Raw genomic sequence first — 23,260 nt, forward strand, 5'->3', positions numbered from 1 at the left:
TCGTTACCCGAGGCCGTTCTTAGCTCATGCCCCGTAAAACCTGGCGCGCCGCGCTCGCCGCTTATGCCAGCCCGTCAACGTTCGTGCTGCTGCTGCTGGGCTTTGCTGCCGGCCTGCCTTACATGCTGGTGTTTTCCACCCTGTCGGTCTGGTTGCGCGAAGCCGGGGTCGCGCGTGAAACCATCGGCTACGCCAGCCTGATCGGCCTGGCCTATGCGTTCAAGTGGGTCTGGTCGCCCTTGCTCGACCAGTGGCGCCTGCCGTTGCTCGGCAAACTCGGCCGGCGCCGCTCCTGGCTGGTGCTGTCGCAGACCCTGGTGATGCTGGGGCTGATCGGCATGGGCTTTTGCGATCCCCAGCAGCATCTGTCCTGGCTGATCGCCATTGCCGTCGTGGTGGCCTTTGCCTCGGCCACGCAAGACATCGCCATCGACGCCTACCGCCTGGAAATCGCCCAGGACACCCAGCAAGCCGCACTGGCAGCCAGCTACATGTCCGGCTATCGGGTGGCTGCCCTGCTGTCGACCGCCGGCGCCCTGTATTTCGCCGAAGGCTTCGGCTCTACCGGCTTTGCCTACAAGCACTCGGCCTGGACCGGCACTTACCTGCTGTTCGGCCTGCTGATGCTGCCGGCACTGGCGGTCACGTTCATCATGCGCGAACCACCGGTGCCGCTGCGCACGCAATTGTCGGCAGCGCGCTACGGCTTCACCCATCAACTGGCTTCGGTGTTCGTGCTGATCGTGCTGCTGGTGTCGGTGCCGGCGATGTTCACCCAGTTGTACAATACCGACTTTGCCAGCGTGCTGTTCGGCGCCACGGGCTGGACCGACCTGCTGCTGGAAGACCGGGCGTTCCTGCGTGCCATCCTCTATACCCTGCTCACGCTGGGCTGCCTGTCATCGATGGGCCGCCGGGGGCTGGCGCCGGTGCTGACGCCGGTCAATGATTTCATCATGCGCTACCGCTGGCAGGCGCTGCTGTTGCTGGGGCTGATTGCCACGTACCGCATGTCGGACACGGTGATGGGCGTCATGGCCAACGTCTTCTATATCGACCAGGGCTTTACCAAGGAGCAGATCGCCAGTGTCAGCAAGCTGTTCGGCCTGGTGATGACCCTGGTCGGTGCGGGCGCGGGCGGCCTGTTGATCGTGCGTTTCGGCATCATGCCGATCCTGTTCATCGGTGGCCTGAGTTCGGCGGCCACCAACATCCTGTTCCTGTTGCTGGCCGACATGGGGCCGAACGTGAAGATGCTGATCCTGACCATCTCGCTGGATAACTTCAGTTCGGGGCTGGCGACGTCGGCCTTCGTGGCCTACCTGTCGAGCCTGACCAACCTGCGCTTCTCGGCCACTCAGTACGCGCTACTGAGCTCGATCATGCTGCTGTTGCCGCGCCTGATCGGGGGGTATTCGGGGGTGATGGTGGAAAAACTCGGCTACCACAACTTCTTTCTGATCACCGCCCTGCTGGGGGTGCCGACGCTGGTGATGATCATCCTGCAGTGGAATCGCGAGCTACGCCCGCAAGAGCCGCTGGAAGATACACCCTGAGACGGCTCCTCTGCGCCCGTACGAGCGCCCCGGCCTGAACGCCGGGTCGCTCAACGCCCCGTGTGCGTCTAAACCTTCGGCGTATCCTGCACCACGCGGATCACCCGCTGTGGGTAAGGAATGTCGATACCGGCGGCTTTCAGGCGGTCCCGGATCTCGATATTGAACTTAGACACCAGATCGCCCATATCGCCGGTCTTGGTCCAGACGCGCAATTGCAGGGTAATCGCGTTATCGCCGAGCACTGTCACGACCGCCTGCGGTGCCGGGTCCTTGAGCACCCGGGGATCGTCGGCCATGTCCAGCAGCACCTGCTGGGCCTGCTTGAGGTCGGCCTCGTAGTCAACGCCCACATCGAACACGATCTTGCGGGTCGGCTGACGATTGGTGTTGGTGATGATGCCGTTGGACAAGATGCCATTGGGCACGATCACTGTACGGTTATCGCCCGTGCGCAGGATGGTGTGGAAAATCTGGATGTTATCGACCGTGCCCGACACATTCTGCGCCTCGATCCAGTCACCGATGCGAAACGGCCTGAACAGCAGAATCAGCACGCCGCCGGCAAAGTTCGACAGGCTGCCCTGCAGCGCCAGGCCGATGGCCAGGCCCGCCGCACCGATGGCGGCCACGAACGAGGTGGTCTCGATCCCGATCATCGACGCCACGCTGACGATCAACAGGATCTTGAGAATGATATTGGCCAGGCTGCTGACAAACCCCTGCAGCGCCTGATCGGCATTGCGCAGCGCCAGCAAGGCACCGACCTTGTTGGTCAGGCGGTTGATCAGCCACCAGCCGATGCACAGCGTAACCAGCGCCAGCAACACACGACTGCCGTACTGCATGATCAGTGGAACCCAGGACTGGGAAATCTTCCACAGGTGGTCCACTTCAGCATTCAAATCCATCGTTTACTCCTTGAAACGGGTCAATCGACAACGCCTGGGCGTCACCACAATCAAGCAAGCGTGACACCCGGCAGAGGCAGGAAAACAGAAGGCATCGAGGCTGCCCAGGCGCACCGGCAGCCCGATCAGGTGCAGGACTCAGTCGCGGAAGTTGTTGAACTGCAAGGGCAGCTCGGCATCGAAGGCGCGCAGCAGGGCAATGGCTTCCTGCAGATCGTCACGCTTCTTGCCGGTGATGCGCACCTGCTCGCCCTGGATGGCTGCCTGGACCTTGAGCTTGGCGTCCTTGACGTGCGCAACGATCTTCTTGGCCTGTTCCTTGTCGATCCCTTCGCGCAGGATCGCTTCCTGTTTCATCAGCTTGCCCGAGGCGTAGGCTTCCTTGACGTCCAGGCACTTGACGTCGATCTTGCGCTTGACCAGCGACAGCTTGAGGATCTCGATCATCGCCTCAAGCTGAAAATCGGCTTCAGCGGTGAGCGTGATCGCCAGGTCCTTTTCCTTGAATTCGAAAGTCCCCTTGCCTTTGAGGTCGTAACGGCGGTCCAGCTCCTTGATCGCGTTGTCGACGGCATTAGTGACTTCGTGTTTATCCAATTCGGACACTACGTCGAACGAGGGCATTTAAGGTTCTCCAGTTGAACGGCGTGCGCGAATCATTCACGGGCACGCATGACTTGACGGTTTGAAAGAGCGGTCATTATAACGAGACTTTTCCAGCCTTCACTGCGAGCCTTGATGTCTGACCGCGATTTGCTGCACCCGCTTGCATCGCCCGCTACTGCCTGGCACATCCTGGGCGCCGGCAGCCTGGGCGGATTATGGGCGACGCGCCTGGCACGGGCCGGCCTGCCGGTGCGACTGATCTTGCGTGACGCGGCACGGCTGGCGGCCTACCGCGCCCATGGCAGTCATCTGACGCTGATCGAACAGGATCGTTGCGTCCAATGGCCGATACCGGCCGAAACCGCAGACGGCAGCGAGCCCATCGAGCGCCTGCTGGTGGCGTGCAAGGCCTACGACGCCGAACAGGCCGTCGCCGCACTGAGACCGCGCCTGAGTGCCCAGGCCGACGTCATCCTGCTGCAGAACGGCCTGGGCAGCCAGGAGGCCGTTGCGGCGCTGATTCAGCCGCGGCGCTGTATCTTTGCCTCCAGCACCGAGGGCGCGTTTCGCGAAGCGGACTGGCAGGTGCGCTTTGCCGGGCACGGCTTCACCTGGCTGGGCGATGTGCAAGACCCGGCAGCCCCCACCGCCCTGCTGGACGATCTGCATACCGCAGGCATCAGCCATGAATGGACACCGGACATTCTGACCCGCCTGTGGCGCAAGCTGGCACTCAATTGCGCGATCAATCCGCTGACGGTATTGCATGACTGCCGCAATGGCGGCCTGCTGGAGCACCCGTGCGAAGTCGCGACCCTGTGCCAGGAGCTGACTGAACTGCTGCAGCGTTGCGGTCAACCTGTTGCCGCACACGACCTGCACAGTGACGTACTGCGCGTCATCCAGGCCACGGCCGCCAACTACTCGTCGATGTATCAGGATGTCGCCCATGGCCGGCGCACCGAAATCGCCTACCTGCTGGGCTATGTCAGCGCCGCAGCGCGGCGCCATCACTGCACGATCCCGCATGTACAGCAATTGCACCACCGTTTGTGCCAGCATCTGGCCGCCAAGGGTTTGCGTAGCGACTAGCCCGCGCTACCCTGCTGGCACCCTTTGTCGTCGTGTGATCTGCCCATGCCCTTGCGTCAACGATTGGATAACCTGCCGGTTGGCCAGAAGCTGCTGGCAGCCCTGCTGGTCTTGCTGACCACCGTGCTGCTGGTGGCCAACCTGACCTTTATCGGCGCGGCCTACTACATCTCCCAGGAAGCCATGGCGCCCCAGGCCATGCAGACCATCGGCCGACTGATCAGCAGCGCCAATCTCAACGAGCGGGCGCTCGACTCGAGTACCGACGCCCAGGCCCTGCTGAACGAGCTCAAAAGCTACAGCCCGCTGCGGGCAGCGGCGGTGTATGACAATGACGGCCAGCGCCTGGCGCAATTGCAACAAGGCGACGCGCTGGACCTGCCCAGCCGCTACAGCGGCATCGAGAGCTGGCGGCTGACCGAGTTTCGCACCACTCAGGTCATCACGGTGCCCAAGGGTGATCAGCCACCGGGGCACTTGTTGCTGGTGGCCAGCAGCGAATTGCCTGCCGCGTTCTACAGCGGCACGCTGACCGCCAGCCTGGGCATCCTGGTGTTCAGTATTCTGCTGTGGATGGTGGTGGCCCGACAGATTCGCCGCCTGATCACCGAGCCGATCTACCAGCTTGAAGAGCTGTCGCGCCAGGTGACCCGCGAAGAGAACTACGCCCTGCGGGTCGGGCCGGGCAACAAGGACGAGATCGGCAGCCTGGCCTCGGCTTTCAATACCATGCTGGCCCGTATCGAGGCTCGCGAGCAGCAGCTCAAGCGCGCCCGCGACGACTCACAGGACGCCTATGACCAGGCCCGCGGGCTGGCCGAAGAAACCCGGCGCACCAACCGCAAGCTGGAGCTGGAAGTGCAGGTGCGTGGCAAGATCGAAAAGAAACTCACCGGCTTCCAGAATTACCTCAACAGCATCATCGACTCGATGCCGTCAGCAATGATTGCCCTGGATGAACAGCTGTACGTGACCCAGTGGAATCAGGAGGCCGCCACCTTGTCCGGCACGCGGCTGGACGAGGCGCTCAACCAGCCGATCTTCATTGCCTTCGAACCGATGCGCGCGTTCATGCCGCAGCTCAAGCAGACCGTCGAGCAGCACAGCGTCACCAAGATCGAGCGCGTCACCTGGATCAAGCAGGACGAGCCCCGCCACTATGCGCTGACCTTCTACCCGCTGACTGGCGACGCCGGACGCGGCGTGGTGATCCGTATCGATGACATTACCCAGCGCATTTCCCTGGAAGAAATGATGGTGCAGTCGGAAAAAATGCTCTCGGTCGGCGGCCTGGCCGCCGGCATGGCGCATGAGATCAACAACCCGCTGGGCGCGATCCTGCACAATGTGCAGAACATCCGCCGCCGCCTGTCGCCGGAGCTGCCCAGAAACCTGGAGCAGGCGCAAAGCGAGGGCCTGGACCTTGAGCAGGTCAATCGCTACCTGACTGCCCGCGAAGTACCGGCCTTGCTCGACGGCATCCAGCAGGCCGGCGCCCGCGCCGCCAAGATCGTCAGCCACATGCTCAATTTCAGTCGCCTGAGCAACCGGCAACTGGCGCCGTGCGACCTGCCGGCGCTGATCGATCAGGCAGTGGAAATTGCCAGCAACGATTTCGACCTGGCCATCGGCTTTGACTTCAAGGGCCAGCACATCATTCGTCAGTTCGACCCTGACCTTGGCCCGGTGCCATGCATCTCCAACGAGCTGGAACAGGTGCTGCTCAACCTGCTCAAGAACGCTGCCCAGGCGATTCATCAGCGTGGCAATGACGATGAGCCGGGGCGTATTACCCTGCGCACCCGTCTCAATCCGCCCTGGGCGGAAATCCAGGTCGAAGACAACGGCATCGGCATGTCCGAAAGCGTGCGCAAGCGCACCTTCGAGCCGTTTTTCACCACCAAGGAGATCGGCCAGGGCACCGGTCTCGGCCTGTCGGTGTCGTACTTCATCATCACCAACAATCACAAGGGCCAGATGGAGGTGCAATCGTCCATTGGCCTGGGCACCTGCTTTACCCTGCGCCTGCCGCTGGTGGCCAACCAGGTCACGGTGCCGGCCTATGTCATCAACAAGCCTTGAACAGGAGCGACACGTATGGGCTTTCGCCTGTCGAAAATCTACACACGTACCGGAGACAGCGGCGAAACCGGGCTGGGCGACGGCCGTCGGGTGCCCAAGGATCATCCGCGCATCGAGGCCATTGGCGAGGTGGACACGCTTAACAGTCAGTTAGGGCTGCTGCTGGCCGGACTGAACGAGGCCGTGGAGCAACGCCCGGCGCTGGCCGAGGTGATCAAGGTGCTTGCGCCCTGCCAGCATCGGCTGTTCGATCTGGGCGGCGAATTGGCGATGCCGGCCTACCAGGCCTTGAACACCCAGGAAATCGAGCGCCTGGAAGCGGCGATCGACCTGTGGAACGATGAACTGGGCCCGCTGGAGAACTTCATCCTGCCCGGCGGCTCGGCGCTGATCGCCCAGGCCCATGTCTGCCGCAGCCTGGCCCGTACGGCAGAACGGCGCTGCCAGCAACTCAATGCCATCGAGCCACTGCAGGGCGTGGGGCTGGCGTATATCAACCGGCTGTCGGATCTGCTGTTTGTGGCAGCCCGGCTGATTGCCAGGCGCCAGGGAGTGGATGAAATCCTGTGGCAGGCGGCGCCCAAGCCGCAGTAGACGCGCTACGGCCAGAAGGCGCGGATGCCGGCCACGCCTTGTGCGCCGCTGTCCCAGGCCTGCTGGCGCTGGTCGGGGCCGACGCCGCCGAGCAGGAACACCGGCTTGCCGAAGCCTGCGATCAGGTGCGTGGCCTGCTCCCAACCCAGCGGTTGGGCCTCGGGATGGGTCTGGGTTGGCTGCACAGGGGACAGGGTGACGAAATCCACACCCATCTGTTCAGCCAGCGCCAGCTCTTCAGCGTCATGGCATGACGCCGCCAGCCAGCGCTCGGCCGGGAATGGCCGGCCGCGGCTGGCGTACTTGCGCAACTGCGCAGCCGTCAGGTGCCAACCAGCGGCCGGAAAGTCACCCAGCCATTCAAGAGGACCCTTGAGCATCAGTTGCGCCTTGCCGGCGCACAGGCCCACCGCGTCCACCGCCAGGTCACGGTAGGCCGGGTCATAGCCGCCCGGTGCCCGCAGCTGGATCAGCCTTGCGCCCTGGGCCACGGCGCGCTGGATACCGCGCAGCAGCTCACCGTTTTCCAGGCCTTCAGGGGTGATCAGGTACTGGTCGGGCAGACGGGCCGCCGCAACGATCGGCTGATTGGCCGCCGGAAATTCGTAATCGGGCAATTCGCGTGATGTGGCCCAGGCCAGGGGCTGGCCTTCGGCGCCGTGTGGTTCGCCGCTGAAACCTGATACCTCCCAGACATCCAGCAAGACATGCTTGTCGGGGTAGTCGTGCTGCACTTTGATCAGCGGGCGCGCCGCCTCGACCTCGATGCCCAGCTCTTCGCGCAACTCCCGGACCAGTGCGAGCCGGGGTGCTTCGCCCTCCTCGACCTTGCCGCCGGGAAACTCCCAGAGGCCGCCCTGGTGCTGGGTATCAGCGCGCCGGGCGATGAGAATCCTGCCATCGTGGCCGCGAATCACGGCCGCCACTACATGGATACGTTTCATTGCACGGTTTCCTCTTTTGCAGGTTCGCGGCTGAAGCCGCTCCTGCAAAAGATCAGGAGCGGCTGTGCGGCGGGTCAGGTACGGTATTCGGCGTTGATTTTCACGTATTCGTGCGACAGGTCGGTGGTCCAGATGGTTTCGCTGCAATCACCCCGGCCCAGCTCGATACGGATGGTGATTTCTTCGCGGGCCATGACCTCGGCGCCCTGGGCCTCGGTGTAGCTGGCCGAACGGCAGCCCTGGCTGGCAATACACACTTCGCCCAGAAATACGTCGATCAGGCTGACGTCCAGTTCCGGTACGCCAGCGCGACCGACAGCGGCCAGGATACGGCCCCAGTTAGGGTCCGAGGCAAACAGTGCGGTCTTGATCAGCGGCGAATGCGCCACGGCATAGCCGACGTCCAGGCACTCCTGGTGGTTGCCGCCGCCGTTGACCTGGACGGTGACGAACTTGGTCGCGCCCTCGCCGTCGCGCACGATGGCCTGGGCCACCTCCATGCACACTTCAAAAACGGCCTTTTTCAAGGCCTCGAACAGCGGACCGCTGGCTTCGGTCACTTCCGGCAGGTCGGCCTGGCCTGTAGCGATCAGCATGCAGCAGTCGTTGGTCGAGGTGTCGCCATCGATGGTGATGCGGTTGAACGACTTGTTGGCGCCGTCGAGCATCAGGTCCTTGAGGACGTTCTGCGCCACCTTGGCGTCGGTGGCGATGTAACCGAGCATGGTCGCCATGTTCGGCCGGATCATGCCGGCGCCCTTGCTGATACCGGTCACGGTCACGGTCACGCCGTCGTGCTGGAACTGGCGGCTGGCGCCTTTTGGCAGGGTGTCAGTGGTCATGATGCCGGTGGCGGCAGCCGCCCAGTTGTTCACCGACAGATCATCCAGCGCCGCTTGCAGGGCGCCTTCGATCTTTTCCACCGGCAGCGGTTCACCGATCACACCGGTGGAAAATGGCAGCACGGCCTCGGCCGGCACGCCGGTCAGCCCGGCCAGCTTTTCGCAGGTACGACGGGCCGCGGCCAGGCCTGGCTCGCCGGTGCCGGCGTTGGCATTGCCGGTGTTGGTCAGCAGGTAGCGAACGGTGCCCTGCACGCGCTGCCTGGCCAGGATCACCGGCGCGGCGCAGAAGGCATTAAGGGTGAATACACCGGCCACGCTGGAGCCTTCGGCACAGCGCATCACGACCACGTCCTTGCGCCCGGGTCGCTTGATACCGGCCGAGGCGATACCCAGTTCAAAACCGGCAACCGGGTGCAATGTAGGCAAAGGACCAAGACCAACAGCCATGCGTGCGCTCCTTGAGCTTTATCTGCGCCGTATCGGTACGGCGATCAATGGAAAAACGCCGCGACGGCAAGAGCCGGTCGCGGCGTGGTGTCAACGGGCAGCGGCTTAGCCGATCTGACCGTGGCAGTGCTTGAACTTCTTGCCCGAACCGCACCAGCACAGCTCGTTACGGCCGCGCTTCTGGTCGTTGCGCACCGGATCGGCGGCGGCAACGGCGAGTTCTTCGCTGTCTTCGGTCGCTACCTGCTCGATGCCCGGCGCATCGGCATGCTGGAACTGCATGCGCTCGGCCAGCTCTTCGGCCTCGCGGCGCAGGCGCGCCTCTTCTTCCTCGGGGTCTTCGCGACGCACCTGGACATGAGACAGCACACGAATGGTGTCGCGCTTGATCGAGTCGAGCAGCTCCTGGAACAGGGTGAACGACTCGCGCTTGTACTCCTGCTTCGGGTTCTTCTGCGCATAGCCGCGCAGGTGGATACCGTGGCGCAGGTGGTCCATGGTCGACAGGTGGTCTTTCCACAGGTCGTCGATCACACGCAAGAGGATCTGCTTCTCGAAGGTGCGCAGGGCATCGGCACTGGCCTGCTCTTCCTTCTCGTTGTAGGCGCTGAGCAGCTCCTCGAGCAGCTTGGCGCGCAGCGTCTCTTCGTGCAGGTGATCGTCTTCGTCGAGCCACTGCTGGATCGGCAGCTTCACGGCGAAGTCCGAGTTCAGCGAGGCTTCAAGGCCCGCCACGTCCCACTGCTCGGGCAGCGATTGCGGCGGGATGTGCTGGCTGATCAGGTTGTTCAGCACTTCCTGGCGGAAGTCGGCAATGGTGTCGCCGATATTGGTGGCCGCCAGCAGGCTGTTGCGCATGTGGTAGATCACCTTGCGCTGCTCGTTGGACACGTCGTCGAATTCCAGCAATTGCTTGCGGATATCGAAGTTGCGGCCTTCGACCTTGCGCTGGGCCTTTTCGATGGCGTTGGTGACCATCCGGTGTTCGATCGCTTCGCCGGACTGCATGCCCAGCGCCTTCATGAAGTTCTTCACCCGGTCGGAGGCGAAGATGCGCATCAGGCTGTCTTCGAGCGACAGGTAGAAACGGCTGGAGCCGGTGTCCCCCTGGCGACCGGCACGGCCACGCAACTGGTTGTCGATACGCCGCGATTCGTGGCGCTCGGAAGCGATCACATGCAGGCCACCGGCCTCGATCACTTGCTGGTGACGCTTCTGCCAGTCGGCCTTGATCTGCGCGATCTGCTCGGGCGTCGGGTCTTCCAGGTTGGCGACTTCGACTTCCCAGTTGCCACCCAGCAGGATGTCGGTACCGCGACCGGCCATGTTGGTGGCGATGGTCAGCGCGCCGGGGCGGCCGGCCTGGGCAATGATCTCGGCTTCCTTCTCGTGGAACTTGGCGTTGAGCACCTTGTGGTCGATGCCTTCCTTGCGCAGCAGCGCCGACATGTGCTCGGAGGTCTCGATGGTCGCGGTACCCACCAGCACCGGGCGGTTTTCAGCCAGGCACGCCTTGATGTCGGCGACGATGGCCGCGTACTTCTCTTCGGCGGTCAGGTACACCAGGTCGTTGAAGTCCTTGCGCGCCAACGGCTTGTTCGGCGGAATGACCATGACCGACAGGTTGTAGATCTGGTGGAACTCGAACGCTTCGGTGTCGGCGGTGCCGGTCATGCCCGACAGCTTGTTGTACAGGCGGAAGTAGTTCTGGAACGTGGTCGAGGCCAGGGTCTGGCTTTCGGCCTGGATATTGAGGTTTTCCTTGGCCTCGATGGCCTGGTGCAGGCCCTCGGACAGGCGACGACCCGGCATGGTACGGCCGGTGTGCTCGTCGACCAGCAGCACCTGGCCATCCTGGACGATGTACTCGACGTTGCGGTTGAACAGCTTGTGCGCACGCAGGCCGGCATACACATGGGTCAGCAGGCCCAGGTTGTGCGCCGAGTACAGGCTCTCGCCTTCGGCCAGCAGGCCGGCGGTGGTGAGCATCTCTTCGATGAACTGGTGACCGGCCTCATTGAGTTCGACCTGGCGGGTCTTCTCGTCAATGGTGTAGTGGCCTTCCTGCGTGACCTGGCCTTCGACTTCCTCGACATGCTGCTTGAGCGTCGGAATCAGGCGGTTGATCTCGGTGTACAGGCGCGAGCTGTCTTCGGCCTGGCCGGAGATGATCAGCGGGGTACGGGCTTCGTCGATGAGAATCGAGTCGACTTCGTCGATCACCGCGAAGTTGAGTTCGCGCTGGAACTTGTCCTCCATGCTGAAGGCCATGTTGTCGCGCAGGTAGTCGAAACCGAACTCGTTGTTGGTGCCGTAGGTAATGTCGGCCGCATAGGCGGCGCGCTTTTCTTCGGGCGGCTGGAACGGGGTGACGATGCCGACGGTCAGGCCGAGGAACTCATACAGCGGCCGCATCCAGTTGGCATCACGACGGGCCAGGTAGTCGTTGACCGTGACCACGTGCACGCCCTTGCCGGACAGGGCATTGAGGTAGACACCCAGGGTACCGACCAGGGTCTTGCCCTCACCAGTACGCATCTCGGCGATCTGCCCTTCGTGCAGGGTCATGCCGCCAATCAGCTGGACGTCGAAGTGACGCATGCCCATGACGCGCTTGCCGGCCTCACGGGCCACGGCGAAGGCTTCAGGGAGCAGTTGATCGAGGGTTTCGCCTTTGGCTATGCGGGCCTTGAACTCTTCGGTCTTGGCGCGCAGTTGCTCATCCGAAAGGGCCACCATTTGCTCTTCGAAGGCATTGACGATCTGTACCGTCTTGAGCATGCGCTTGACTTCACGCTCGTTCTTGCTTCCAAAAAGTTTTTTTAACAAAGGCGCAAACATATCGACAGGATCTTCCACACATAGGAATGGAGGGCGGCCCCGTGAGTCGCCCGTGCGACCCTCATGGTCGCATGCGAACGAGCATTCTACCCGGAAACGGTGGTGAGGAAAGTGGCGTTATTCCACGATGCTGGCAACAGCGCTGTAACGGGGCACAGGTTCAATGGGGGCTTTCTGGCCCACTTCAACCCTGCCAAAAGGTGAAACTTGCCTGGACCGGGCAACCCACTGAAGCGATCCCCGGCCATGCGGGAACCATGACACTTTCTGTTAAGATTGCCGCCTTGTAACCCTTGGTCCTGCAGACAATGGCTTTTCGCCCTATCAATGCCCGACAACCCGCCGTATTGCTGCGCGATGCCAAGCCACTGCGGGCATTGATCCGCCAGGCCGAGCGCCTGAGCCATTTGCAGCGCCTGATCGAGAGCCAGCTGCAACCGGCCGCACGGGCGCATTGCCATGTGGCCTCCTGGCGCGAAGGCTGTCTGTTGCTGGTGGTCACCGACGGCCACTGGGCCACACGCCTGCGTTATCAACAACGGCGCCTGCAGCGCCAACTGGTGCTGCTCGACGAGTTCGCCAACCTGACGCGCATTCTGTTCAAGGTGCAGCCACCGCATGTGCAACAAGGGGCTGCGACCCATACCATCGACCTTTCGATGAACGCGGCGCAGAACATCCAGGCCACCGCCGAAGGCATCAGCGACCCCAAGCTGCGGGCCGCCCTGGAACGCCTGGCCAGCCACGGCAAGGCCAGCCACTGACCGACGGCGTTAGGCATCAATAACGATTGCCCCGAGGCCGTTTCAGCTTCGCGACCAGAAAAAAGCAACAAAAAAAGACCGCCCGAAGGCGGCCTCAAAAGAAAGGAAAGAGAGTAAAGCTTTTTACCTTTATGCCGCCGCGACAGGCCGCATATAGGAAATAGGGGCGGTACTGGCATCCTCGAAAGTCACGACTTCCCAGGCATCTTTCTGTTCGATCAGTGTGCGCAGCAGAAGGTTGTTCAGCGCATGGCCAGACTTGAAGCCACGGAATTCGCCGATCAGGCTGTTGCCCAGCAGGTACAGGTCGCCGATGGCGTCCAGGATCTTGTGCTTGACGAATTCGTCCTCGTAACGCAGGCCGTCTTCGTTCAATACGCCTTCCTTGTCGACCACGATGGCGTTTTCGACACTGCCGCCGAGCGCCAGGTTGTGCTTGCGCAGGTACTCTATGTCACTCATGAAGCCGAAGGTGCGGGCGCGGCTGACTTCCTTGACGAAGGAAGTGCTGGAAAAGTCCACGCTGGCGCTTTGAGTCCGATCACGGAATACCGGGTGATCGAAGTCGATCTCGAAGCTGACCTTGAAGCCTTCGAAAGGCACGAAAGTGGCGCGTTTGCCGCCCTCCTCGACCGAGACTTCACGCAGGATACGAATGAACTGCTTCGGAGCGTCCTGCTCTTGCAGGCCGGCCGATTGGATCAGGAACACGAAAGGTCCGGCACTGCCGTCCATGATCGGCACTTCGGAGGCGGACAGTTCGACGTAGGCGTTGTCGATGCCCAGGCCCGCCATGGCCGACAGCAGGTGCTCGACCGTATCGACCTTGACATCACCCTGGACAAGGGTGGTCGACAAAGTGGTCTCGCCGACATTTTCCGCACGCGCAGGGATCTGCACGACAGGGTCCAGGTCGGTTCGGCAAAACACGATACCGGTGTTCACAGGTGCGGGCTTCAGGGTCAGGTAAACCTTTTCCCCGGAATGCAGACCGACGCCTGTGGCACGGATGATATTTTTCAGGGTACGTTGTTTGATCATGGCATGGGCCGCTTCAGCGCTAGTTGCGAACGGGTATCAACAAAGGCTGGGGATAATAGCAGACCCAGCCTTTGCTGAACACCAATTACCCGAATCCCCCTGATAGACATAATCAATCGGCCTGACGACGCAGGAAGGCCGGGATATCGAGATAGTCCAGATCATCGTTAGGGTTCAGCTTAGTCGCTGCTGTCGCACCGGCATGCGCCTGATTGCGCATTACGGTCGGACGGTCCAGATCACGGTAGTTGACGGCAGCCGGCTCGCGGACGGCCTGCTGGTGCACGGGCGCTTGCGGCGCTGCACTTTGCAGGGTGTTGTCGATGATCTTGACCGGCTTCTCGATGCGCGCGCCCAGGCCTGTGGCCACGACGGTAACGTGCAGTTCGTCGCGCATGTCCGGATCGATGACGGTACCGACCTTGACCATGGCGCTGTCGGAGGCGAAAGCCTCGATGATGCTGCCCACGTCCGAGTACTCACCCAGCGACAGGTCAGGACCTGCTGTGATGTTGACCAGGATGCCGCGCGCACCTTGCAGGTTGACGTCTTCGAGCAGCGGGTTGCGAATGGCCGCTTCGGTCGCTTCACGCGCACGGTTCGGACCGCTGGCGCAGCCGGTACCCATCATGGCCATGCCCATTTCGCTCATCACGGTACGTACGTCGGCAAAGTCGACGTTGATCATGCCGGGACGCTTGATGATGTCGGAGATACCGCGAACGGCACCGGCCAGTACATCGTCAGCCTTGGCGAACGCTGACAGCAGGCTGGCGTCCTTGCCCAGGATGGTCAGCAGCTTCTCGTTGGGAATGGTGATCAACGAGTCGACGCTTTCAGCCAGCATGCGAATGCCTTCGTCGGCGATCTGCATGCGCTTGCGGCCTTCGAACGGGAATGGACGCGTCACCACCGCAACGGTGAGGATGCCCATCTCCTTGGCCACTTCGGCAATGATTGGCGCCGCACCGGTACCGGTACCGCCGCCCATGCCCGTGGTGATGAAGACCATGTTGGTGCCCTGCAGGACTTCCGCGATACGCTCGCGGTCTTCCAGTGCGGCCTGACGGCCCACTTCAGGGTTGGCACCGGCACCGAGACCTTTGGTCACGCCGGCACCCAGTTGCAGAATGGTACGCGCACCGATGTTTTTCAGTGCTTGAGCATCGGTGTTGGCGCAGATGAATTCGACGCCTTCGATGCTGCTCTTGACCATGTGATTGACGGCGTTGCCACCACCACCACCTACACCGATAACCTTGATTACCGGGCTCTGCGGGACGTTGTCTACGAGTTCGAACATTTTCCCTCTCCTTCAGCTCTCTAGTTGTTGCTGCCCGCTACCACTTTGAAGCGTTGAACTTAGAAATTACCCTGAACCCAACGCTTGAAGCGCTCTAGCACGGGAGCCTTTGGTTCATCGCCATAGTTGCTGCTGCTCACGCCCAGGCCGGACAGCGAAATGCCGTCGGACTGTTTCTGCAAACCGTACTGCAACAGGCCTACGCCCGTGGAATAAATCGGATTGCGGATGACGTCACTCAATCCCTTGACACTATGCGGCACGCCCAGGCGTACCGGCATGTGGAAGATTTCCTCGGCCAGTTCGACCGCACCTTCCATTTTCGAGGTCCCGCCGGTCAGCACGATGCCCGCCGGGATCAGATCTTCATAACCGCTGCGGCGCAGCTCGGCCTGGATCAGGGTGAACAGCTCGTCGTAACGAGGTTCGACCACTTCGGCCAGGGCCTGACGCGACAGCTCGCGAGGCGGGCGATCGCCCACGCTCGGTACCTTGATGGTTTCGCCGGCACCGGCCAGCTTGGCCAGAGCACAGGCGTAGCGAATCTTGATTTCCTCGGCATACTGGGTCGGGGTACGCAACGCCATGGCAATGTCGTTGGTGACCTGGTCGCCGGCAATCGGGATCACGGCCGTGTGGCGGATCGCGCCTTCAGTGAAGATCGCGATATCGGTGGTGCCGCCACCGATGTCCACCAGGCACACGCCCAGCTCTTTCTCGTCGTCGGTCAGCACCGCGTAGGCCGATGCCAGTTGCTCAAGAATGATGTCGTCGACTTCCAGGCCGCAGCGGCGTACGCACTTCTCGATGTTCTGCGCAGCGTTCACCGCACAGGTGACCACATGCACCTTGGCTTCCAGGCGCACACCCGACATGCCCAGTGGCTCGCGCACGCCTTCCTGGTTGTCGATCACATAATCCTGCGCCAGGGTGTGCAGGACACGCTGGTCGGCAGGAATGGCGACGGCCTGGGCCGCATCGAGCACACGCTCAAGGTCGGCCGAGCTGACTTCGCGGTCGCGGATGGCGACGATGCCATGCGAGTTGAGGCTGCGGATGTGGCTGCCTGCCACGCCGACAAAGGCCGAGTGGATACGGCAGCCCGCCATGAGTTGTGCTTCTTCGATAGCGCGCTGAATCGACTGCACAGTGGATTCGATGTTGACCACGACGCCTTTTTTCAGGCCTCGCGAAGGGTGGCTGCCAATTCCGACGATTTCCAGCGAACCATCGGCCGCGACTTCGCCTACCAGCGCCACCACCTTGGAGGTACCGATATCCAGCCCGACGATCATTTTGCCGCTTTGCACATTTGCCATGGTTCTGCCTCTAGTCAATTCTTCGCGACAGCGGGCTTCACCGCCGTCGGCGCTGCCTGCTCACGCCATCCGACCGCAAGGCCGTTGGAATAACGCAGATCAACGCGTGCAATATTCGTTATTTGTTCTTTGAGTGTCTTGTCGTAGATCGAAATGAAGCGGCGCATCTTCTCGACCAGATGATCGCGACCCAGCAACAACTCGATGCCAGGGCCTGCGGCGCCTGCGCCCGTGGTCAAAAACCAGCTGCCCCGCTCACGCAACTCAAGGCGTACGATGGAAAACCCCATCGGACGCAACATCTGACTCAACACCTGGTACTGCTGCATCACCTGCTGCTGGGCCCGCTGCGGGCCGAACAACTGGGGAAGGTGTTCGTAATTGGACAGTTCGCGTGGCGTAAAGGCCTGGCCCAGGTTATTGAGCAGTGCTTCATCGCCCCAGCGTGCCACCGGCAATTGCTCCTCGAGGCGGATCACCACCTGATCCGGCCAGACCCTGCGCACTTCGGCATGGGCAATCCATGGCATCTGTTCAAGCTCGGTGCGCATGCCGGCCAGGTCGATGGTGAAGAAGCGCGCAGCCGCATAAGGCGCGATACGCTGCTGCACCGCCTGCTGGCTGATGTAGCTCAGGTCGCCCTGCACGTTGATGCGGCTGATGGGGCGGTCCACGTAAGGCAGCAGGCGTTGCGCGCCCTCATAGGTGCCGTACCCCAACCCCACCAGCAGCACCGGCCACAGCAGGTACTTCAGGAACCCCGTACCGGGCCTGGGCACACGTGCCGACAGCGGTTCCTTGGCCACCATCCGGCTTGCACCACGCGGTACCGGCTTGCGGCCGGGAACCGGTGGTTGCTGACGTGCCGAAGCGCCGTTCATGCCTTAACCCCTCGCCTGAACGCTGTCGGCCAGAATCGCCAACACCAGTTGCTGAAAATCCAGCCCTGCCGCACGCGCAGCCATGGGCACCAGGCTGTGGTCGGTCATGCCGGGGACGGTATTGACCTCCAGCAACCAGAACCGGCCCTGAGCGTCCTGCATGACATCGGTACGGGACCAGCCTGTCACCCCGAGCGCCTCACAAGCGCTTGCAGTCAACGTTTCGAGCGCCTGCTGTTGCTCGGCATCGAGCCCTGACGGAATCCGGTACTGGGTATCGTCAGCCAGGTATTTGGCCTGGTAATCGTAGAAAGCATGCGGTGTACCCAGGCCGATCGGTGGCAGAACCTGACCACGCAGACACGCCACGGTGAACTCGGGACCTTCGATCCATTGCTCGACCAGCACCTGCGAATCATAGGTGCTGGCGGTTTTCCAGGCGGCGATCAGTTGTTGTACATCACCCACCTTCGCCATCCCGATACTTGAACCCTCATGGGCCGGTTTGACGATCAAAGGCAAGCCCAGTTCCGTCGCTGCACAAATACAGTCATTTTCGCTGCGCAGCACGGCGTGCAAGGGCGTCGGCAAGCTGAGGCTAGACCAGATCTGCTTGGTGCGCAGCTTGTCCATCGCCAGCGCCGAAGCCAATACGCCACTACCGGTATAAGGGATGCCCAGGCACTCCAGAAAGCCCTGCATGGTGCCGTCTTCGCCGCCACGACCGTGCAACACGATAAAGGCGCGATCGATCCTCTCACGGCCCAGCCGTTGCAGCAGGTCATCGCCCACATCGATCCCGAACGCATCCACGCCGGCGCTCAGCAGGGCCTCCAGCACAGCCGCGCCGGACTTCAGCGAAACCTCACGCTCGGCGCTTTTGCCACCGAACAGCACAGCGACCCGGCCGAAGTCTTTCGGCGCCAGGGTCGAGTGCAACGAGGCGGCGTTCAGGTCAGTCATTTCAGCTTGCCTTCGGTGGGCGCGGCCACAGCACCGGCAAACAGCGGGCTGCGCAGCAGTTGCGGTGCCAGACCGCCGATGTCGCCGGCCCCCTGGCACAGCAGGATGTCACCGGCACGCAGCAGCGGCTTGACCAGCGGCGCCAGCTCGGCGCCGCGCTCGATATAAATCGGGTCCAACTGGCCGCGCTGGCGGATGCTGTGGCACAGGTTGCGGCTGTCAGCGCCCGGAATCGGCTCTTCGCCGGCCGGGTAGACTTCCATCAGCAACAGCACATTGGACTCGGCCAGTACCTGGACAAAATCGTCATACAGGTCGCGGGTACGGCTGAAACGGTGTGGCTGATAGACCATCACCAGACGACGCTCCGGCCAGCCGCCACGCACGGCGTTGATGACCGCCGCCACTTCGCGCGGGTGGTGACCGTAATCGTCGACCAGCATCACATGGCCGCCCTCGACCGGCAGCTCGCCGTACACCTGGAAGCGCCTGCCGACGCCCTGGAAGCCCGACAGCCCCTGCACGATGGCCTCGTCGCTGATGCCTTCATCGGTGGCAATGGCGATGGTCGCCAGCGAGTTGAGCACGTTGTGTCTGCCCGGCATGTTCACCGAGACATCCAGCGGCTCGCGGTCGCGACGCAGGACGGTAAAGAAGGTGCGCATGCCCTCCTGGCGGACATTGATGGCCCGCACGTCAGCAGACTCGTCGAAACCATAGGTGACCGCCGGGCGCTTGACCTGCGGCAGGATCTCGCGCACCACGGGGTCATCGATGCACACCACGGCCAGGCCGTAGAACGGCAGGTTATGCAGGAATTCGACGAAGGTCTTCTTCAGCTTGTTGAAGTCGCCTTCGTAGGTCGCCATGTGATCGGCGTCGATATTGGTGACCACGGCCACCAGCGGCTGCAGGTGCAGGAAGCTGGCGTCGCTTTCATCGGCTTCGGCGATCAGGTAACGGCTGGTGCCCAGTTGCGCATTGGTGCCGGCGGCGTTCAACCGGCCACCGATCACGAAGGTCGGGTCCAGGCCACCGGCGGCGAACACCGAGGCCAGCAGGCTGGTGGTGGTGGTCTTGCCGTGGGTACCGGCCACGGCAATGCCGTGGCGATAGCGCATCAGTTCGGCCAGCATCTCGGCACGCGGAACGATGGGAATGCGGCGCTCCAGCGCCGTGGCGATTTCCGGGTTGGAAGTATTGATCGCGCTGGACACGACCAGCACATCGGCACCGGCCATGTTCTCGGCCTGGTGACCGATGAATATCTGGGCACCGAAGGCCGTCAGCCGGTCGGTGACCGCCGAGTTCTTCAGGTCCGAGCCGGACACTTCATAGCCCAGGTTCAGCAACACTTCGGCGATACCACACATGCCGACACCGCCGATACCGACGAAGTGGATACGACGGATACGGCGCATTTCAGGCTGCGGCATGGCGCGCTGATTCTCAACCACGGGCCACCTCCACACAGACATCGACAACGGTGCGGGTGGCATCAGGCCTGGCCAGGCGGCGAGCGGTGCGGGCCATGGTGTTCAATTGTTCGGGTTGCATCAAAACCTCTTTCAGGCGGCTGGCCATGTCGGTGGCGCCAGTGGTCGCTTGCGGCATCACGAAGGCGGCGCCTTCGCGAGCCAGATAATCGGCATTGCGCGACTGGTGATCGTCGATCGCATGCGGCAGCGGGATCAGCAGCGACGGCAGGCCGGCGGCCGCCAGTTCGCTGACCGTCAGGGCACCGGCGCGGCACACCACCAGATCGGCCCAGGCATAGGCCTGGGCCATGTCCTGGATGAACGGCGCGACCTGTGCCTCGACGCCTGTGGCGCGGTAGCGCTCGGCGGTGACCTGGTCGTGCTGCTTGCCGGTCTGGTGAAACACCTCGGGGCGGATGTCCTCGGCAATCAGGGCCAGGGCCTCGGGCAACAGCTTGTTCAAGGGCTCGGCGCCCAGGCTGCCGCCCAAGACCAGCAGGCGCGCCTTACGCCCGGCCAGTGGCTGGCGCGGGGTTTCGAAGAACAGCTCGGTACGCACCGGGTTGCCGGTGGTACGGCGCTTGTCAGAGGCGGCAAAGGTGTCGGGAAACGCCTCGCAGATGCGGCTGGCGAACGAGGCCAGGCTGCGGTTGGCCGTGCCGGCCACGGCGTTCTGCTCGTGGATCACCAGCGGCACGCCGGCCAGCTTCGCCGCCAGGCCGCCGGGACCTGTGACATAGCCACCGAAACCGACGACGAAGGCCGGCTTGAGCTGGCGCATCACCTTGCGTGCCTGCCACAACGCCTTGAGCAGCATCAGGGGCGCCTTGAGCAACGACAGCTTGCCCTTGCCACGCAAACCGCTGGCATCGATGCGATGCAGGGTCAGGCCGGCCTGGGGCACCAGTTCGTTCTCGATGCCGCGGGGCGTTCCCAGCCAGTGCACCTTGTAGCCGCGCGCCTGCAACTCGCGCGCACACGCCAGCGCCGGGAACACGTGCCCGCCGGTGCCACCGGCCATGATCAGCACGTTAGCGTCCATTGGGTGACTCCTCGGCAAAATCGCTTTCGTTGAATTCCGCCTCTTCGCTGCCCATGTTGTTGCGCGACTCCCACTCGATGCGCAGCAACAGCCCGAGGCTGGCGCAGCAGATCACCAGCGAGCTGCCGCCATAGCTGAGAAACGGCAGGGTCAGGCCCTTGGTCGGCAGCAGGCCGACGTTCACGCCAATGTTGATCAGGAACTGGCCGATCCACAGAAACGACAGGCCATAGGCGGTGTAGGCGCCGAAGAACTGCTTGGCGCGCTCGGCCCAGTAGCCGATGTACATGCCACGGATACTGACGAACAGGAACAGGCCCACGGTGAGCAGCGAGCCCACCACGCCCAGCTCCTCGGCCAGCACCGAGAAGACAAAGTCGGTGTGCGCTTCAGGCAGGTAGAACTGCTTCTGCACGCTGTTGCCCAGGCCCACGCCCAGCCACTCGCCACGCCCGAAGGCAATCAGCGCCTGGGTCAACTGGTAGCCGGAACCGAACTGGTCGGCCCACGGGTCGGTGAAGTTGGTCAGGCGCGCCATGCGGTAGGGCTGTGCCTGCACCAGGACGAACACTGCCAGCACCGCCAGCACCACCATCAGCGAATAGCGGAACAGCCCGACCCCGCCCAGAAACAGCATTGCGGCCGCCGCGCCCATCATCACCACGGTGGCGCCGAAGTCCGGTTCCATCAGCAGCAGGCCGGCCATGGGCAGCAAGACGATGAAGGGCTTGAAAAAGCCCATCCAGCTTTCGCGCACTTCCTGCTGGCGACGCACCAGGTAACCGGCCAGGAACAGCACCACGAAGACCTTGGCGATCTCCGAAGGCTGGACGTTGAACGCACCGAAACCGATCCAGCGCATCGAGCCGTTGACCTCGCGCCCGATGCCAGGCACCAGTACCAGCAGCAGCAGGCCGAACGCGCCAGCCAGCATCAGCCAGCCCATGCGCTGCCAGGTCGCGACCGGCACCATCATGGTGGCGCCACACGCCCCCAGGCCGATGATCAGGTAGACCAGGTGACGGGTCATCATGTACAGCGTATTGCCCGACTGGGCGGCAGCCACTTCCGAGGAGGACGAGGTGATCATCACCAGGCCCAGCCCCAGCAAGGCCAGACAGCCCGCCAGCATCGGAAAGTCGACGTCAATGCCCCGGCCGCTGATCAGCGGCGACGGATAAGGCTTGAGGATGCCGAAAATCATGTCAGCTCCTCCACGGCCCGGGCGAACAGGCGCCCGCGCTCTTCATAGTTCTTGAACATGTCCAGGCTGGCGCAGGCCGGCGACAGCAGTACGGCATCGCCCGCTTGCGCCAGCGCCGCACTGCGCAACACCGCTTCTTCAAGGGTGGCGACGTGCACCAGCGGTACGGCATCCCCCAGTGCCTGGGCAATCAGCCCGGCATCGCGGCCCAGCAGGACCACGGCCCGGCAATGCGCCGCCACAGCGGCACGCAGGCCGCTGAAATCGGCGCCCTTGCCATCGCCGCCGGCGACCAGCACCAGCTTGCCGTGCATGTCAGTTCCCAGGCCTTCGATGGCCGCCAGGGCGGCACCGACATTGGTGGCCTTGGAGTCGTTGTAGTACTGCACCCCGGCGCGTTCGCGCAGCCACTGGCAACGGTGTTCAAGGCCGCTGAAGGTGCGCAGGCTGGCCAGCATGGCATCCATGGGCAGGCCGGCCGCATGCCCCAGCGCCAGCGCCGCCAAGGCATTGGCCTGATTGTGTGCGCCACGGACCTTGAGTTCACTGACCGGCAGCAACAGATCGAACTGGAACGCGAGGTGTTTTTCGCCGTGCTCTTCACGCAGACCGAAACCGCGCAGATCCGGCGTGTTCAGGCCAAAGGTCCAGTACGGTACATCTTCGCGAACCAGCGGCCGCGACAGGGCATCCTGGCGATTGACCACCACCTGGCGGGCGCCACGGAAGATCCGGTGCTTGGCCAGGTGATAGGCCGGCAGACCGCTGTAGCGGTCCATGTGGTCTTCGCTGATGTTCAGCACGGTGGCCACTTCGGCATTCAGTTGATCGGTGCTTTCCAGCTGGAAGCTGGACAGTTCGAGCACGTACAGCTCGACCGTGTCGTCAAGCAGGTCCAGTGCCGGTGTGCCCAGGTTGCCACCCACGGCCACGCGCTTGCCGGCCGCGACCGCCATTTCACCGACCAGTGTGGTCACGGTGCTCTTGGCGTTGGAACCGGTAATGGCCACGATCGGCGCCCGGGCATGACGCGCGAACAGCTCGATGTCGCCGGACAGCTTCACGCCACGGGCCTGGGCCTGTTGCAAGGCTTCGGTGGCCAGGGCCAGGCCGGGGCTGACATACAGCTCGCTGGCACGGCACAGGAACTCGACGTCCAGCTCGCCACAACGCACGTCCACCTGCGGATAATCGCGGCGCAAGGTCGCCAGCTCCGGTGGATTGTCCCGGGTATCGGCCACGGCAAAGGCCACGCCCTGCTTCGCCAGAAAGCGAACCAGGGACATGCCGCTCTTGCCGAGGCCGACAACGATGCGGAACTGGTCGGTAACGATCAAAGACACTCGT

Annotated in this window: 19 protein-coding genes; 5 read left to right on the plus strand and 14 right to left on the minus strand. The window is 62.9% G+C overall.

Going from position 1 to position 23,260, the window contains the following annotated elements; all coding sequences use genetic code 11:
- The first annotated feature begins 26 nt into the window (after window positions 1-26).
- Window positions 27-1,556, plus strand: coding sequence for an AmpG family muropeptide MFS transporter (locus DGA31_RS01990; RefSeq protein WP_056834261.1), 1,530 nt, complete (start codon window positions 27-29; stop codon window positions 1,554-1,556).
- Between the two features lie 68 nt (window positions 1,557-1,624).
- On the opposite strand, the gene DGA31_RS01995 is transcribed toward DGA31_RS01990, so the two are convergent.
- Complete coding sequence (locus tag DGA31_RS01995) at window positions 1,625-2,467, minus strand: mechanosensitive ion channel family protein (RefSeq protein ID WP_109511367.1); 843 nt, start codon at window positions 2,465-2,467, stop codon at window positions 1,625-1,627.
- 138 nt (window positions 2,468-2,605) lie between these two features.
- Complete coding sequence (locus DGA31_RS02000; protein WP_109511368.1) at window positions 2,606-3,091, minus strand: YajQ family cyclic di-GMP-binding protein; 486 nt, start codon at window positions 3,089-3,091, stop codon at window positions 2,606-2,608.
- Between the two features lie 114 nt (window positions 3,092-3,205).
- Here DGA31_RS02000 and DGA31_RS02005 point away from each other — a divergent pair, with 114 nt between their 5' ends.
- Genes DGA31_RS02005 through DGA31_RS02015 form a run of 3 tightly spaced genes read left to right on the plus strand, consistent with a single transcriptional unit; the run spans window position 3,206 to window position 6,841 of the window.
- Entirely contained in the window at window positions 3,206-4,165 is a 960-nt protein-coding gene (locus tag DGA31_RS02005) for a putative 2-dehydropantoate 2-reductase (RefSeq protein WP_109511369.1), read from the plus strand.
- Window positions 4,166-4,210: 45 nt separating this feature from the next.
- On the plus strand, window positions 4,211-6,247 hold the full coding sequence (locus tag DGA31_RS02010; protein WP_109511370.1) for a sensor histidine kinase: 2,037 nt from the start codon (window positions 4,211-4,213) through the stop codon (window positions 6,245-6,247).
- A 15-nt stretch (window positions 6,248-6,262) separates the two neighbouring features.
- The gene (locus tag DGA31_RS02015) at window positions 6,263-6,841 is read left to right on the plus strand and encodes a cob(I)yrinic acid a,c-diamide adenosyltransferase (protein WP_109511371.1); all 579 of its coding nucleotides are present in this window, start codon (window positions 6,263-6,265) and stop codon (window positions 6,839-6,841) included.
- 5 nt (window positions 6,842-6,846) lie between these two features.
- Here DGA31_RS02015 and DGA31_RS02020 read toward each other — a convergent pair whose 3' ends face one another.
- The 3 genes from DGA31_RS02020 to secA form a co-directional block, all read right to left on the minus strand.
- Complete coding sequence (locus DGA31_RS02020; protein WP_109511372.1) at window positions 6,847-7,785, minus strand: Nudix family hydrolase; 939 nt, start codon at window positions 7,783-7,785, stop codon at window positions 6,847-6,849.
- 74 nt (window positions 7,786-7,859) lie between these two features.
- Window positions 7,860-9,077 (minus strand): bifunctional glutamate N-acetyltransferase/amino-acid acetyltransferase ArgJ, encoded by a 1,218-nt coding sequence (gene argJ / locus DGA31_RS02025; RefSeq protein WP_109511373.1) that lies wholly within the window; start codon window positions 9,075-9,077, stop codon window positions 7,860-7,862.
- Between the two features lie 105 nt (window positions 9,078-9,182).
- The gene (gene secA / locus DGA31_RS02030) at window positions 9,183-11,918 is read right to left on the minus strand and encodes a preprotein translocase subunit SecA (protein WP_109511374.1); all 2,736 of its coding nucleotides are present in this window, start codon (window positions 11,916-11,918) and stop codon (window positions 9,183-9,185) included.
- A gap of 308 nt (window positions 11,919-12,226) precedes the next feature.
- On the opposite strand from secA, the gene DGA31_RS02035 reads away from it, so the two are divergent.
- Window positions 12,227-12,682 (plus strand): DciA family protein, encoded by a 456-nt coding sequence (locus tag DGA31_RS02035; protein ID WP_056835302.1) that lies wholly within the window; start codon window positions 12,227-12,229, stop codon window positions 12,680-12,682.
- Between the two features lie 129 nt (window positions 12,683-12,811).
- Here DGA31_RS02035 and lpxC read toward each other — a convergent pair whose 3' ends face one another.
- The 9 genes from lpxC to murD all read right to left on the minus strand — a co-directional run bounded on the left by lpxC (window position 12,812) and on the right by murD (window position 23,256).
- Entirely contained in the window at window positions 12,812-13,723 is a 912-nt protein-coding gene (gene lpxC, locus DGA31_RS02040) for a UDP-3-O-acyl-N-acetylglucosamine deacetylase (RefSeq protein WP_056834244.1), read from the minus strand.
- A 112-nt stretch (window positions 13,724-13,835) separates the two neighbouring features.
- The gene (gene ftsZ, locus DGA31_RS02045; protein WP_056834242.1) at window positions 13,836-15,026 is read right to left on the minus strand and encodes a cell division protein FtsZ; all 1,191 of its coding nucleotides are present in this window, start codon (window positions 15,024-15,026) and stop codon (window positions 13,836-13,838) included.
- 59 nt (window positions 15,027-15,085) lie between these two features.
- Window positions 15,086-16,345: a cell division protein FtsA gene (ftsA, locus tag DGA31_RS02050; RefSeq protein ID WP_056834241.1), complete on the minus strand. Its 1,260-nt coding sequence runs from the start codon at window positions 16,343-16,345 to the stop codon at window positions 15,086-15,088.
- Between the two features lie 14 nt (window positions 16,346-16,359).
- The gene (locus DGA31_RS02055; protein ID WP_056834239.1) at window positions 16,360-17,226 is read right to left on the minus strand and encodes a cell division protein FtsQ/DivIB; all 867 of its coding nucleotides are present in this window, start codon (window positions 17,224-17,226) and stop codon (window positions 16,360-16,362) included.
- A 3-nt stretch (window positions 17,227-17,229) separates the two neighbouring features.
- Window positions 17,230-18,189: a D-alanine--D-alanine ligase gene (locus DGA31_RS02060; protein WP_109511375.1), complete on the minus strand. Its 960-nt coding sequence runs from the start codon at window positions 18,187-18,189 to the stop codon at window positions 17,230-17,232.
- Window positions 18,186-19,625 carry a UDP-N-acetylmuramate--L-alanine ligase gene (murC, locus tag DGA31_RS02065; RefSeq protein WP_177339441.1) on the minus strand — a complete coding sequence of 480 codons (1,440 nt, stop codon included), beginning with the start codon at window positions 19,623-19,625 and terminating at the stop codon, window positions 18,186-18,188. The genes DGA31_RS02060 and murC overlap by 4 nt, the downstream gene beginning before the upstream one ends.
- Window positions 19,626-19,638: 13 nt before the next feature.
- The gene (gene murG, locus DGA31_RS02070; protein ID WP_109511376.1) at window positions 19,639-20,709 is read right to left on the minus strand and encodes an undecaprenyldiphospho-muramoylpentapeptide beta-N-acetylglucosaminyltransferase; all 1,071 of its coding nucleotides are present in this window, start codon (window positions 20,707-20,709) and stop codon (window positions 19,639-19,641) included.
- Window positions 20,699-21,913, minus strand: coding sequence for a putative lipid II flippase FtsW (gene ftsW, locus DGA31_RS02075; protein ID WP_056834231.1), 1,215 nt, complete (start codon window positions 21,911-21,913; stop codon window positions 20,699-20,701). The genes murG and ftsW overlap by 11 nt, the downstream gene beginning before the upstream one ends.
- A complete protein-coding gene (gene murD, locus DGA31_RS02080; protein WP_109511377.1) occupies window positions 21,910-23,256 on the minus strand; it encodes a UDP-N-acetylmuramoyl-L-alanine--D-glutamate ligase in 1,347 nt (448 codons plus the stop codon). Before murD ends, ftsW begins: the two co-directional genes overlap by 4 nt.
- Window positions 23,257-23,260 lie beyond the last annotated feature (4 nt).

This window comes from Pseudomonas ovata (assembly GCF_003131185.1).
Classification (GTDB): domain Bacteria; phylum Pseudomonadota; class Gammaproteobacteria; order Pseudomonadales; family Pseudomonadaceae; genus Aquipseudomonas; species Aquipseudomonas ovata.